The organism is Lacinutrix undariae (assembly GCF_052934785.1).
In genome coordinates, this window is the sequence record NZ_CM128809.1 from 1,676,731 (window position 1) to 1,690,436 (window position 13,706).

The window sequence follows — 13,706 nt, forward strand, 5'->3', positions numbered from 1 at the left end:
ATTATGACTGTTTAATTGAATTATAAATTAATTCAGCTGTTTTTTTACTTGCTCCATCTCCACCAAGAGCTTGTTCTAATTCAAAATAATGTAGAAATAATTCTGTTCTAATTTCAGGATTCAAGATGCGTTCTAATTCTGATTTTAAACGTTTTTTATTGAAATCACCTTGTATTAATTCGGTAACAACCTCTCTATCCATCACTAAATTAACGAGTGAGATGAATTTTAATGTAATAATACGTTTTGCAATATGATAAGAAATTGCGCTTCCTTTGTAGCATACAACTTGCGGTACTTTAAATAAAGCAGTTTCTAAGGTTGCTGTTCCAGAAGTTACCAAAGCAGCATAAGAAAGGCTAAGTAAATCGTAGGTTTTATTCGAAATAAATTTTACGTTTTCCGAAGTCATAAAAGTTTGGTAGAACTCAAAATCCTGACTAGGCGCTCCAGCAATTACAAATTGATAGTCTTCATAATCACTAACTAAACTTAGCATTACCGAAAGCATGTTTTTTATTTCCTGTTTTCTACTTCCAGGCAATAAAGCGATAATAGGTTTTTCGCTCAATTGGTGTTCGGCTCTAAAAGTAGCTTCATCAACTTGAGTTCGGTTTGCAATGGCATCAATAAGTGGATGACCTACAAAATTCACATCGTAATCATATTTCTTGTAAAATGCTTCAACAAAAGGTAAAATCACATACATTTCATCTACATCATTTTTAATCGCTTTTACACGACCTGCTCGCGATGCCCAAACTTGTGGAGAAATGTAATAATGTGTTTTATAATTAGCTAATTTTGCCCATTTAGCAATACGTAAATTAAACCCAGAGTTATCAATAAAAATAATAACATCGGGTTGGTAGCTTTCAATGTCGCTTTTACATAATGAAATGTCTTTAAATATCGCGGTGATATTCATTAACACTTCAATAAACCCCATAAAAGAACGTTCTTTATAATGTTTCACTAAAGTACCGCCAACGGCTTGCATTAAATCGCCACCCCAAAACCTAAATTCGGCATTTGGATCTGTATTTTGCAATGCTTTCATTAAGTTTGAACCATGCAAATCTCCCGAGGCTTCTCCAGCAATAATGTAATACTTCATTAATCTTTAGTTTTAGCTTACAAATAATTGATTGCAAAGGTAATTAAAGCCATTAAGATAGTTGCTATAATTACACCTTTAGCTTTGTCCTCTTTTTGTTTGGTAATAAAAAAGTAAAATAACCCAATATTAAAAACAGCTGCAAAACTGGCAAGTTTGGTAATGTGACCTTTAGCGATAATACGTCTTATAATATCAGGAATGTTTACACCATTTCCTAGTACTAAACTTCCAACGATACTTCCTAAAATAGTTGTGGCAAGCCCTAAAGCAAAACCAATAATAATGTGTTTTTTAGTCATTTAAATTCCAGGTGTTTAAATGTTGCATAAAATGATGTGCTGTTAAATCAAAATGAACAGGAACAACAGAAACATAACCTTCTTTTAATGCCCATTCATCGGTATCTTCACCTTTATCTAAGTTTACAAATTTTCCACTAAGCCAATAGTAATCTCTGCCTTGTGGTGTTTGGCGTTTATCAAATTTTTCTTCCCAATTTGCTTTTGCTTGTCGGCAAACTTTAATCCCTTTAATTTCTGTTATAGGTAAATTAGGGATATTTACGTTTAATACAACGCCTTTTGGTAAGCCTTCTTTTAAAGTGTTTTCAACAATTGTTTTTATAAACGGTTTAGAACTTTCAAAATTAGCATTCCAACTGTAATCTAACAGCGAAAACCCAATAGCAGGAATACCTTCAATACCAGCTTCAATTGCAGCGCTCATTGTACCGGAGTAAATCACGTTTATTGAGGCGTTTGATCCATGATTAATTCCTGAAACACATAAATCTGGTTTTCGTTTTAAGACTTCTTTAATCCCAAGTTTTACACAATCGGCAGGTGTGCCAGAGCAACTATATTCTTCTTGTTTATTATTATCTATCACTACTTTTTGTACAAATAATGTAGAGTCTATAGTTATAGCGTGTCCCATACCGCTTTGTGGGCTATCGGGCGCTACAACTACAACATCGCCAATAGTATTCATAACATCAATTAAAGTTCTAATTCCTGGTGCTGTAATACCGTCGTCATTAGTAACAAGGATAAGAGGTTTTTTTGCCATATCTGTGTGTAATTTTTCAACCACTAAAATACATAAAATACGTTTTATAGCCTTATGAAATTGGGTTTAACAAAAAATTAGTAGCGATACACTTTATTGGCATGGTTTTTTCTTTTACTTTAGTGAAAAATATAACCTGCCATTTAAGGTTTCCCCACTTTAGCTGAAAATATGAAAGATATTATGAAAAGGAATTATAAAATTTTACTACTCGTTTTAATGCTTGCATTTGCGTCTTGTAGTTTTACATCAAAGAAATTTGAAGATCCAGATAAAGACCGTTTATTAATACAGTTAATTAGCTATGTTTTAGAACAAGGTCATTTTAGTCCGAAGGATATTAATGATGATTTTTCTGAACATGTTTTTAATGATTATCTAGATCAGTTAGATCCTTTTAAACGCTATTTTTATGCTTCAGATATCGAAGAGTTTGCAGCTTATAAAGATCAAATAGATGATCAAATAAAAACTTACGATTTAGCATTTTTCAACTTAACACATAATCGTTTATTAAAACGTATTGAAGAATCTCAAGTACTTTATAAAGAGGTTTTGAAACATTCGTTTGATTTTTCTAAAAAGGAAGCCTTTTTAGCAGATTACGAAGATCTAGAATATGTGAGTTCTAAAAAAGAAATGAAAGAACGTTGGAGACAACAACTTAAATTCTCAACGATAGCAAATTATGACGATTTAATTGAAACTCAAAATACAGACGAAAAAAATGCTGCTGAAAATAGTGAGGTGAAATTTAAAAAGAAATCACTAAAAGCAATTGAAGAAGAAGCTAGAGAAACCACTCAAAATTCACTTAACGAATTATATGATTATATTAATGATCGCCAACGTAAAGATTGGTTTTCAGTATATATCAATGCTATTGTAGAAGAGTTTGATCCGCATACATTCTATTTTGCACCAGAAGATAAAGACCGTTTTGACGTCGCTATGTCTGGTAACTTTGAAGGTATCGGCGCAAGACTTCAAAAGAAAATGGATGGAATTCTTGTTAACGAAATTATTAGTGGTGGTCCAGCATGGAGACAAAATGAACTTGAAGTTGGTGATCAAATTCTTAAAGTAAGACAAGGTGATGAGCCAGAAGCTGTAAGTGTTGTTGGTATGCGTTTAGATGATGCTATTAAATTTATAAAAGGTCCTAAAGGAACAGATGTCATTTTAACTTTGAAAAAAGTAGACGGTACTATTGAAGACGTAAGTATTACACGAGATATTGTTGAACTTGAAGAAACATATGCAAAATCATCAATCGTAGTTAAAGAAGATAAAACTTTTGGAGTTATTAACTTACCTAAGTTTTATGTTGATTTTGAAAATTATAACAAACGTAATGCCGCTTCAGATATCAAAAAAGAAATTTTAAGATTGAAGGAAGAAGGTATGGAAGGATTGGTATTAGATTTAAGAAATAATGGTGGTGGATCTCTGCAAACAGTTGTAGATATGGCAGGATTATTTATTGAAGATGGCCCAGTTGTACAAGTTAAAACTGCTGGAGAACCTAAAGAAATTTTAAATGATCGTGATAAATCTGTAGTTTGGAACGGGCCTTTAGTTATTCTTGTTAATGAACTTTCGGCATCTGCTTCTGAAATTTTAGCTGCAGCAATGCAAGATTATAAACGTGGAATTATCATTGGAAGTAAACAAACCTACGGAAAAGGAACCGTTCAAAATGTATTAGATCTTAACCGTATGGTTCAGAATAACTCTAACGGAGATATGGGTGCTTTAAAATTTACAACTCAAAAGTTTTATCGTATTAATGGTGGATCTACACAACTAGAAGGTGTAAAAAGTGATGTTGTTGTTCCAGATCGTTATAGCTATATTGATATTGGTGAAAAAGATCAAGAAAACCCATTAGCTTGGGATAAAATTGATGCTGTTGAATATAGTACTTGGGAAAGTTCTTATGATTATGACGGTACGATTGCCAAAAGTAAAGCGCGTATGGCTAATAATGAACAGTTAAAACTAATTGATGCCAATGCACAATGGTTAAAGAAAATTAGAGATAAAAACGAATATTCTTTAAACTACTCAGACTATAAAGCATCTTTAACAGTTAATGAAGAAGAGGCTAAGCGTTTTGATAAAATTTCAGAATATAAAACAAACTTAACATACAAGTCGTTAAACTATGAAAACAAATTAATGGCTCAAGATTCTGTATTAAAACAAAAAAGAGACCGTTGGCACACGAGTTTAAGTAAAGATGTGTACATGGAAGAAGCTGTTAATGTTTTAAATGATTTAAACACAACTTACACTGTAAAACAAGAAACAGTATCTGCAGTTAAGGAATAATATAAATGGCTAAAAAAAGCAATTCATTATCACAATTAGCGCTCCAAAAGTTTAAAAAGAACTTTTGGGGCGTTTTAAGTTTGGGGATGATTATCTGTATTGGATTGGTAGCTGTTTTTGCTTACGTTATCGCGCCAGATAACTCGCAAAACGCAAATCAAATGCATCTGTCTATCCACTCTAAAAGTCCTGGTTTTAACGTACAGATGTTAACCGTACCTTCTCAAATTATTAATGAACAGTCTTTTTTCTCTAAAACTTTTTTTGGAACTATAAATAGTGATACCGAAATTCCTATTACAAGTTACCAGGTTTCAAATACAACTTTAGAGTATGTAGAATATGCAAGTGAAGGTTTGGAGGGTTTACAGAAAACAATTGCTTTAAGTGTTTTCCCAAACAATGATGTTACACCATATATATCTAGTAAATCTTTTTTATTTGGAACTGATAAATACGGGCGTGATTTACTAAGTCGTGTTGTTGTAGGTTCCCGAATCTCTTTTTTTATAGGTTTTGTAGCTGTTTTTATCTCATTAATCCTTGGGATATTTATGGGGAGTCTCGCTGGATATTTTGGCGGAAAAGTAGATGCTGTAGTAATGTGGATTATTAATGTAACTTGGTCTATACCTACCTTATTATTAGTTATTGCAATTACCTTAGTTTTAGGAAAAGGCTTTTGGCAAGTTTTTATTGCCGTTGGAATTACTATGTGGGTAGAAGTTGCAAGAGTAGTAAGAGGACAGATTATAAGTGTAAAAGAAATGCAATATGTAACCGCAGCAAAAGCGTTAGGTTACACGCATTTCAGAATCATAGCCAAACATATTTTACCTAATATTATGGCGCCAATTATAGTCATATCTGCGGCTAACTTTGCCGCAGCAATATTAATTGAAAGTGGTTTAAGTTTTTTGGGTATAGGAGCACAACCTCCAATGGCAAGTTGGGGAGCAATGATTAAAGATCATTATAATTACATTATCTTAGGAAAGCCTTATTTGGCAATGATTCCTGGAGTATGTATTATGATTTTAGTAATGGCCTTTATGCTTATCGGAAATGCGCTAAGGGATGCTTTAGATGTTAAAAACTAACACTATTAAATTGTTTTCTTTAACGCGCTAATTTCAATATTAGTATCATCTATATATTGTAAAACTTCATCTCTACCAATTGCTTTACTAGACGAGGTTACAAAATAATTTGGCATCTCTTCCCAGCTTTTTAGCATTTCGGCAGCGTAATCTTCAACATGTTTCTCAATAGCTTTAGGTTTTAACTTATCAGCTTTAGTGAAAATCATTGAAAACGGAATTTGGTGTTCTCCAAGCCATTCCATAAATTCTAAATCAATACTTTGTGGTTTATGACGAATATCTACAAGCACAAAAGCAGAAACTAACTGTGTTCTTTTTTCGAAATAATTAGTAATAAATTTTTGAAATTTCTTTTTTGCACTTTTTGAAACACGCGCATAACCATATCCTGGTAAATCCACTAAAAACCACTCTTTGTTAATTGAAAAGTGATTAATCAATTGTGTTTTTCCTGGTCGTCCAGAAGTTTTTGCTAAACTTTTATGATTAGTTAGCATGTTAATTAACGATGATTTTCCAACGTTACTTCGTCCAATAAAAGCATATTCAGGAATCTGATCTTTTGGGCATTTGGTAACCTCAGAATTGCTTATAATAAATTCAGCAGTTTTAATTAGCATGGTGTAGTGTGGGTATTAAAAATTTCTTTCAGTAAGCCATTTATTTAAAATGGTATTGAACTCTTCTGGGTGTTCCATCATTGCTGCGTGTCCGCATTTGTCAATCCAAAATAAATCTGAATCCGGTAAAAGTTCGTTAAATTCAACGCCAACTTCTGGTGGAGTTACGGTGTCATTTTTACCCCAAATAATACACGTTGGTTGTGTCATTTTAGGTAAATCTTTAGCCATATTATGACGTATAGCACTTTTTGCTATCGCAACAGTTTTTATCAATTTGTTCCTGTCGTTTACTGTTTCGTAAACTTCATCAACAATTTCTTTAGTAGCTATTTCTGGATCATAAAATACATCTTGAGCTTTCTTTTTGATAACTTCATAGTCGCTACGTTTGGTGTATCCACCTCCCATTGCGCTTTCATATAATCCTGAACTTCCTGTAATTATTAATGCTTTTACTTTCTCTGGAAATAACTTGGTGTGATACAAACCAATGTGACCTCCTAAAGAGTTTCCAAGTAAAATGACATCATCTAACTCTTTATATTCAATAAAATCATGAAGATATTTAGCAAAAGCTTTAACATTTGTCTTCAGTAAAGACATTGAGTATATTGGTAATTGAGGAATAATAACTTTGTAACCTTTTGTGCTAAAAAAATTTGTAACAGCTTCAAAATTACTCAATCCGCCCATCAATCCGTGTAAAACTATTATAGGTTTACCTTCTCCTACTTCAATGTAATTATAGTTATTTTCTGTTTTTAAAAGGTGTTTCATGTACTATTTAATCGTAAATCATTGTCAACAAATATAGGTAAATCATTCCTATTTTATGGTTTTTTTGGCCCTCTACTTTAAATACTTTTAAGATTGCTTTGATTCGTGTTTTTTTTGAAAAAATAGAAAACTTCAAAATGCTGATTTTTAGCTATTTATTTTTTGTTACTATTAAAGGTTTTGAGCTGTGAAATTTATTGAAATCAAAAACTTATTAACAAAGTGGTGTAAAGTGGTAAAAAGTGGTATTATTTTCAATATCTTTGAAATGTAATCGTTAGTAATATAAAATAATCATTTTGAACGCTTTAATAGGATCTTATGAATGCAAGGTAGACGCCAAGGGGCGTTTGATGCTTCCTGCTGCTTTAAAAAAGCAGTTGGCTCCAGCGTTGCAGAATGGATTTGTTTTAAAAAGAGCCGTTTTTCAACCATGTTTGGAGTTATATCCAATGGCTGAATGGGAGGTGCTTATGAAAGATATTAACAAATTAAATCGATTTAAAAAGAAAAATAACGATTTTATAAGACGATTTACAGCTGGTGTTAAAGTAGTTGAGGTAGATGCTACTGGGCGACTTTTAATTCCGAAGGATCTTATTGCGTTTTCAGGAATCACAAAAGAAATTGTGGTCTCTTCTGCAGTAAATATTCTTGAAATTTGGGATAAAGAAAAATACGAACAAGCTATTGATGATGCTACAGGCGATTTTGCTGATTTAGCTGAAGAAGTAATGGGACAAGACGATGACGACTATGGAATATCATAATCCAGTATTATTAAAAGAAACAGTTGACGGTTTAAATATTAAACCCGATGGTGTGTATGTTGATGTCACTTTTGGTGGTGGTGGACATAGTAAAGAAATATTAAGCCGACTAGGGGAAAACGGACGTTTGTTTGCTTTTGATCAAGATTTAGATGCACTTTCAAACGCTATTGATGATCCTAGATTTACATTGATTAATGAGAATTTTAGATTTATAAAACGCTTTTTAAGATTTCACGGTGTAAAAGCTGTTGATGGAATTTTAGCAGATTTTGGAGTGTCGTCTCATCAATTTGATGTTGCCGAACGTGGTTTTTCTACGCGCTTTGAAGCTGATTTGGATATGCGAATGAATCAAACAGGAATCATTTCAGCTTATAATGTGGTTAATGATTATGATGAAGCACAAATTGCACAAGTATTATGGCAATATGGCGAATTACGTCAAGCAAATACTATGGCAAGTGTAATTGTTGAAGCTAGAAAAGAAGGCGAATTAAAAACTAGTGAGCAGTTAAAAGAAGTATTGAAACGCTTTTTACAACATAAAAAAGAAAATAAAGTTTTAGCGCAAATTTATCAAGCGATTAGAATTGAAGTGAATCAAGAAATTGAAGTACTTAAAGAATTGTTATTACAAACTCCAGAGTTATTAGTTGAAAAAGGACGTTTAAGTTTTATTTCTTACCACTCATTGGAAGATAGGTTGGTGAAACGTTTTATAAGAAATGGGATGTTTGAAGGCGAGCCTGAACGTGATATGTTTGGAAACTTTGATGTGCCGCTTAAGAAAGTTGGTGGTTTAATTGTGCCTTCAAGAGAAGAAATTAAACTAAATAATAGAGCGCGAAGCGCAAAATTAAGAATCGCAGAAAAGCTATGAAAAAACTAAACTTTGAGTTTTTAAAAGGCGCGTTTTTAACCGATGAAGCTTCGGGGAAAAGTTGGACTGTGATCATTTTTATTTCAGTTTTAGCTATCGTTATGATTGCGAGCTCTCATAGTGTAGATAGAAAAGTGTATGATATTGCGCGATTAGGAAATGAAGTCAAAGAATTAAGATCTGCGTTTGTGGATGGACGTTCAAAATTAATGCGACTTAAAATGGAGTCGTCTATTGTTAATAAAATGAAACCTTTAGAAGTGGTGCCTTCAGTGATACCACCAAAAAAAATAAAAATAAAATCGAATAAATAACCTTGTCTAACCCAGGAAACAACATATTAAATAGATTGTACTTCGTAGCTGGAAGTATGTTTGTCTTTGCCATCGCCGTGGTGGTTAAGTTGTTGGTTATACAATTTATTCAAGGTGATGCTTACCGTGCATTAGCTGAAGAACGTAATATAAAAAATTTCGAAATTCAAGCAAATAGAGGTAATGTGTATTCTGCAGATGGAAGTTTGTTAGCGACGTCTATTCCTAAGTATGATATTCGTTTGGATGCTGTGCAGGCTACAAATTCAACTTTTGAAATGCATATAAAGGCACTAAGTGATTCTTTATCAAAATACACAGGGAAATCAGCGAGGGCTTACGAGAAAAATATACGTAGAGCACGAATTAATAAAAGTAGGTATCATTTGATAGCTCGTGATATTAGCTATTCGGATTATATAAGATTAAGGAATTTTCCTTTACTGAAGCTTGGTGCTTATAAGGGTGGATTAATTGTGGAGCAAACTACACGACGAGAACATCCAATGGGTGGGATTGCTCAACGTACTATTGGTTATGAGCGTATTGATGAAGATGGTAATGTAACACGTCCTGGAATTGATGGTGCTTTTGGAGCTGATTATTTGCGAGGCGTAAATGGGTATCGTTGGAAACAAAAAATAGGAAAAGGACAATGGAAACCTATCACCGATCATAATGAAGTAGATCCTAAAGATGGTTACGATGTGTATACAACAATTGATGTTAATGTTCAGGATATTGCGCATCATGCATTATTAGGACAGTTAGAATATTATGAAGCCGAACATGGTTGTGTAGTGGTAATGGAAGTCGCTACAGGAGAGATTAAAGCGATTTCAAACTTAGGGAGAAATTCAAAAGGGCATTATTATGAACGTTTAAATTATGCGGTTGGCGAAAGTCATGAACCGGGGTCAACTTTTAAAGTAATGGCGCTTATGGCAGCATTGGAAGATGGTGTTATTGATACATCAACTGTTGTAGATACTAAAAAAGGTGTTAAGACATTTTATAGACGAAAAATTTATGATTCAAAACGAGGAGGTTTCGGAAAGATTTCTGCAGCACGAAGTTTAGAGGTGTCCTCAAATATTGGATTGGCAACTATTATAGATGATCATTATTCTGAAAACCCAAATAAATTTATCGATCGTTTAAAAAGTTGGCATCTTACTACGCCTATCGGGATTTCAATTATTGGAGAAGGAATTCCTGATATTCCGGAGCCAGGAGATAAAAAATGGAGTAAAAATGCATTGCCTTCAATGGCGTATGGGTATAATTTAAGTTTGACTCCATTGCAGACCTTGACGTTTTATAATGCTATTGCTAATAATGGCGAAATGGTAAAACCACGCTTTATAAAAGAGGTTAAAGAATTTGATAAACAGATAAAAGTATTTGAAAAAGAAGTGATTGAGCCTAAAATTTGTTCAGATAAAACATTGAATGAAATTCAGGAAATTCTTAAAAATGCCGTAGTAAGAGGTACGGGGCGTTCGTTGTATTCTGAAACATTTTCTATGGCAGGAAAAACAGGAACAGCACAAACGGAGTATTGGATGAAGGATTGGAAAGCAAACAAGCGTTATGTATCGTCTTTTGCAGGGTATTTTCCGGCAGAAAATGCTAAGTATTCTTGTATTGTAGTGATTCATAAGCCAAGTACAAAAAAAGGCTATTATGGCGCAGATGTTTCTGGACCCGTATTCAAGAAAATTGCACAAAAAATATTTACAGATACGCCATTAATTGATGAGGTAGAAACTTTAGAGTTTGCAGATGCAACTACCGAAAAAGATTTTGATGTGTATTATGATTTAGCCGAAAAACACAAAACTATTATGCCGAGTGTTGTAGGAATGCCTACAATGGATGCTCTGGCTTTGTTAGAAAACATGGGCTTAAAAGTTGAAGTAGATGGTGTAGGCGTTATAAAGAAACAGTCTATACATAGAGGCGTTAAAGTCAAAAGAAATCAAACCATAGTTTTAGATATATAATGATTACGTTAAAAAACATATTATATAAGGTTGAAATCAATGCAGTTGTAGGAACTACAGCTGTTAAGATAAATGCTATCGAATTTGATTCGAGACGTGTTGCTGCTCATACTGTTTTTGTAGCTATAAAAGGAACTGTTGTTGATGGGCATAATTATATTGAAACCGCTATTTCAAGTGGTGCTTCGGTAATTGTTTGTGAGCAAAATCCTGAAGTTTTAAAAGATGGTATTACTTACATAGAAGTTGAAGATGCTAGTCGTGCTTTAGCATTTATGGCAGCTAATTTTTATGGTAACCCTTCTGAGAATTTAAAACTTGTTGGAGTTACTGGAACTAACGGAAAAACAACGGTATCTACATTATTATATCAGCAGTTTAAAAAAGCAGGATATAAAGTAGGGTTGTTGTCTACCGTAAAAATAATGATTGATGATAAAGAATTTAAGACGTATCATACCACGCCTGATTCTTTAACTATAAATAAATATTTAAGCGAAATGAACGCCGCAGGTGTTGAGTTTTGTTTTATGGAAGTGAGTTCACATGGAATTCATCAAAATAGAACCGAAGGATTACATTTTGAAGGTGGGATTTTTACAAACCTATCACATGATCATTTAGATTATCATAGTTCGTTTGCTGAATATAGAGATGTCAAAAAACGTTTTTTCGATCAGTTACCAAAAACAGCATTTGCTTTGGTAAATAGTGACGATAAAAATGGCGCTATAATGTTGCAAAACACTAAGGCGAAAACATATACATACGCTTTAAAAACGTATGCTAATTATAAAGCACAAATTTTAGAAAATCAGTTTGGAGGTTTACTTTTAAAACTGAATGATCATGAGGTTTGGTCTCGATTAATAGGAACTTTTAACGCTTATAATCTATTAGCAATTTATGCTACAGCAGAATTATTAGGATTAGAAAATGTTGAAAATTTACGTTTAATAAGCGAGTTAGAAAGTGTGAGTGGTCGCTTTCAATACATAGTTTCAGATAAAAAAATTACCGCTATAGTTGATTATGCACATACACCCGATGCATTGAAAAATGTATTAGAAACGATTAATGCTATTCGAACTAAAAACGAAGCACTAATTACCGTTGTAGGATGTGGTGGTGATCGCGATACAACAAAGCGACCAAAAATGGGGCATATTGCTTCGGCTTTAAGTACTAAGGTGATTTTTACAAGTGATAATCCGCGTAGTGAAACTCCTGAAACCATTATTGAAGCTATAGAGAAAGGTGTAGAGCCTCAAAATTTTAATAAAGTATTATCTATTACAAATAGATTGCAAGCCATAAAAACAGCATGTCAGTTGGCGCAGCCTAATGATATTATTCTTATTGCAGGAAAAGGACATGAAAATTATCAAGAAATTAACGGCGAACGTTTTGATTTTGATGATTATAAAACAGTACAAGAATTACTAAAACAATTACAGAAGTAGGATGTTATATTACTTATTTGAATATTTAGAACAACATTATCAATTGCCAGGAGCATCACTTTTTGGGTTTTTAACCTTTAGAGCAGCTGTGGCTATTATTTTGTCGTTATTAATTTCTACCATCTTCGGAAAAAGAATTATTAGATTTCTACAAAAACAACAAGTTGGAGAAACCATTAGAGATTTAGGCTTAGAAGGTCAGGTTGAAAAAGCAGGAACACCAACAATGGGAGGGGTAATTATTATTCTAGCAACTTTAATTCCTGTATTGTTATTAGCGAAATTAGAAAACATATATATCATATTATTGATTGTAACCACACTTTGGATGGGAGCAATTGGGTTTTTGGATGATTACATTAAGAAATTCAAAAATGATAAAGAAGGTTTAAAAGGACGTTTTAAAGTACTTGGTCAAGTTGGTTTAGGGCTTATTGTAGGCGCTACTTTGTTTTTTCATGATGATGTAACGCTTAAAGAGCAATTGCCAATAGCACAACAGCAAGAAATTTTAGCAGAAAATCCTAATGCATCATCTTCAGCATTATTTGATGTTGAAAAAAAATCGACTAAAACAACCATTCCATTTATGAAAGGTAATGAGTTTGATTATGCCGATTTAATTACATGGATCAGTCCGGATTTAGAAAAATACGCATGGGTAATTTTTATCCTAGCCACCATATTTATTATTACAGCTGTTTCTAATGGCGCAAATCTAACCGATGGAATAGATGGTTTAGCCGCAGGAACATCGGCAATTATTGTGTTTACTTTAGGGATTTTTGCTTGGGTATCTGGAAATATCATTTTTTCAGATTATCTCGATATTATGTATATCCCAAGGGTAGAGGAAATTACTATTTATATTGCTGCTTTTGTAGGGGCATTAATAGGTTTTCTTTGGTATAATACTTATCCCGCACAAGTGTTTATGGGTGATACCGGAAGTTTAACTATTGGAGGTATTATTGCGGTAATTGCTATTGCGGTTCGTAAAGAGTGGTTAATTCCTGTGTTATGCGGAATTTTCTTAGCAGAAAACTTATCGGTAGTAATGCAGGTGAGTTATTTTAAATACACAAAGAAGAAATTTGGTGAAGGACGACGCATTTTTAAGATGTCGCCGTTACATCACCATTATCAAAAATCAGGATATCACGAAAGTAAGATTGTAACCCGTTTTTGGATTGTAGGAATTTTACTTGCGATTTTAACAATTGTGACCTTGAAAATTAGATAGAA

13 protein-coding genes are annotated in these 13,706 nt (G+C 33.1%); 8 read left to right on the plus strand and 5 right to left on the minus strand.

Translation table 11 applies throughout. The annotated features are described in order from the left end of the window. Position 1 precedes the first annotated feature (1 nt). From lpxB to surE, 3 genes are read right to left on the minus strand one after another with little or no spacing between them, the layout of a single operon-like run. Positions 2–1,117 carry a lipid-A-disaccharide synthase gene (gene lpxB / locus ACU4C5_RS07455; RefSeq protein ID WP_446843566.1) on the minus strand — a complete coding sequence of 372 codons (1,116 nt, stop codon included), beginning with the start codon at positions 1,115–1,117 and terminating at the stop codon, positions 2–4. A gap of 17 nt (positions 1,118–1,134) precedes the next feature. Beyond that, on the minus strand, positions 1,135–1,419 hold the full coding sequence (locus ACU4C5_RS07460) for a hypothetical protein (protein WP_446843567.1): 285 nt from the start codon (positions 1,417–1,419) through the stop codon (positions 1,135–1,137). Beyond that, entirely contained in the window at positions 1,412–2,188 is a 777-nt protein-coding gene (gene surE, locus ACU4C5_RS07465) for a 5'/3'-nucleotidase SurE (protein WP_446843568.1), read from the minus strand. Before surE ends, ACU4C5_RS07460 begins: the two co-directional genes overlap by 8 nt. 183 nt (positions 2,189–2,371) lie before the next feature. Here surE and ACU4C5_RS07470 point away from each other — a divergent pair, with 183 nt between their 5' ends. Next, positions 2,372–4,522: a carboxy terminal-processing peptidase gene (locus tag ACU4C5_RS07470; RefSeq protein WP_446846438.1), complete on the plus strand. Its 2,151-nt coding sequence runs from the start codon at positions 2,372–2,374 to the stop codon at positions 4,520–4,522. 5 nt (positions 4,523–4,527) lie between these two features. Then, on the plus strand, positions 4,528–5,622 hold the full coding sequence (locus ACU4C5_RS07475) for an ABC transporter permease (RefSeq protein ID WP_446843569.1): 1,095 nt from the start codon (positions 4,528–4,530) through the stop codon (positions 5,620–5,622). 5 nt (positions 5,623–5,627) lie between these two features. Here the strand turns inward: ACU4C5_RS07475 and yihA are convergent, their stop codons facing one another. Together yihA and ACU4C5_RS07485 are read right to left on the minus strand one after the other, a co-directional pair. Then, on the minus strand, positions 5,628–6,245 hold the full coding sequence (gene yihA / locus ACU4C5_RS07480) for a ribosome biogenesis GTP-binding protein YihA/YsxC (protein WP_446843570.1): 618 nt from the start codon (positions 6,243–6,245) through the stop codon (positions 5,628–5,630). A gap of 15 nt (positions 6,246–6,260) precedes the next feature. Further along, positions 6,261–7,025: an alpha/beta fold hydrolase gene (locus ACU4C5_RS07485; RefSeq protein ID WP_446843571.1), complete on the minus strand. Its 765-nt coding sequence runs from the start codon at positions 7,023–7,025 to the stop codon at positions 6,261–6,263. Positions 7,026–7,324: 299 nt separating this feature from the next. Here ACU4C5_RS07485 and mraZ point away from each other — a divergent pair, with 299 nt between their 5' ends. From mraZ to mraY, 6 genes are read left to right on the plus strand one after another with little or no spacing between them, the layout of a single operon-like run. Continuing rightward, positions 7,325–7,795 (plus strand): division/cell wall cluster transcriptional repressor MraZ, encoded by a 471-nt coding sequence (mraZ, locus tag ACU4C5_RS07490; protein ID WP_446843572.1) that lies wholly within the window; start codon positions 7,325–7,327, stop codon positions 7,793–7,795. Then, entirely contained in the window at positions 7,782–8,678 is an 897-nt protein-coding gene (rsmH, locus tag ACU4C5_RS07495) for a 16S rRNA (cytosine(1402)-N(4))-methyltransferase RsmH (protein ID WP_446843573.1), read from the plus strand. Before mraZ ends, rsmH begins: the two co-directional genes overlap by 14 nt. After that, positions 8,675–8,992, plus strand: a complete 318-nt coding sequence (locus ACU4C5_RS07500) for an FtsL-like putative cell division protein (RefSeq protein WP_446843574.1) — start codon at positions 8,675–8,677, stop codon at positions 8,990–8,992. Before rsmH ends, ACU4C5_RS07500 begins: the two co-directional genes overlap by 4 nt. Before the next feature lie 56 nt (positions 8,993–9,048). Beyond that, positions 9,049–10,998, plus strand: coding sequence for a PASTA domain-containing penicillin-binding protein (locus tag ACU4C5_RS07505; protein ID WP_446846439.1), 1,950 nt, complete (start codon positions 9,049–9,051; stop codon positions 10,996–10,998). After that, positions 10,998–12,461 (plus strand): UDP-N-acetylmuramoyl-L-alanyl-D-glutamate--2,6-diaminopimelate ligase, encoded by a 1,464-nt coding sequence (locus tag ACU4C5_RS07510; RefSeq protein WP_446843575.1) that lies wholly within the window; start codon positions 10,998–11,000, stop codon positions 12,459–12,461. Before ACU4C5_RS07505 ends, ACU4C5_RS07510 begins: the two co-directional genes overlap by 1 nt. A 1-nt stretch (position 12,462) precedes the next feature. Beyond that, positions 12,463–13,704, plus strand: a complete 1,242-nt coding sequence (gene mraY, locus ACU4C5_RS07515; RefSeq protein ID WP_446843576.1) for a phospho-N-acetylmuramoyl-pentapeptide-transferase — start codon at positions 12,463–12,465, stop codon at positions 13,702–13,704. The last annotated feature ends 2 nt before the right edge of the window (positions 13,705–13,706 follow it).

Coding starts and splice junctions, on each gene's coding strand:
- lpxB (WP_446843566.1), bottom strand. CDS start 1,117: ATGAAGTATTACATTATTGCTGGAGAAGCCTCGGGAGATTTGCATGGT.
- ACU4C5_RS07460 (WP_446843567.1), bottom strand. CDS start 1,419: ATGACTAAAAAACACATTATTATTGGTTTTGCTTTAGGGCTTGCCACA.
- surE (WP_446843568.1), bottom strand. CDS start 2,188: ATGGCAAAAAAACCTCTTATCCTTGTTACTAATGACGACGGTATTACA.
- ACU4C5_RS07470 (WP_446846438.1), top strand. CDS start 2,372: ATGAAAAGGAATTATAAAATTTTACTACTCGTTTTAATGCTTGCATTT.
- ACU4C5_RS07475 (WP_446843569.1), top strand. CDS start 4,528: ATGGCTAAAAAAAGCAATTCATTATCACAATTAGCGCTCCAAAAGTTT.
- yihA (WP_446843570.1), bottom strand. CDS start 6,245: ATGCTAATTAAAACTGCTGAATTTATTATAAGCAATTCTGAGGTTACC.
- ACU4C5_RS07485 (WP_446843571.1), bottom strand. CDS start 7,025: ATGAAACACCTTTTAAAAACAGAAAATAACTATAATTACATTGAAGTA.
- rsmH (WP_446843573.1), top strand. CDS start 7,782: ATGGAATATCATAATCCAGTATTATTAAAAGAAACAGTTGACGGTTTA.
- ACU4C5_RS07500 (WP_446843574.1), top strand. CDS start 8,675: ATGAAAAAACTAAACTTTGAGTTTTTAAAAGGCGCGTTTTTAACCGAT.
- ACU4C5_RS07505 (WP_446846439.1), top strand. CDS start 9,049: ATGTTTGTCTTTGCCATCGCCGTGGTGGTTAAGTTGTTGGTTATACAA.
- ACU4C5_RS07510 (WP_446843575.1), top strand. CDS start 10,998: ATGATTACGTTAAAAAACATATTATATAAGGTTGAAATCAATGCAGTT.
- mraY (WP_446843576.1), top strand. CDS start 12,463: ATGTTATATTACTTATTTGAATATTTAGAACAACATTATCAATTGCCA.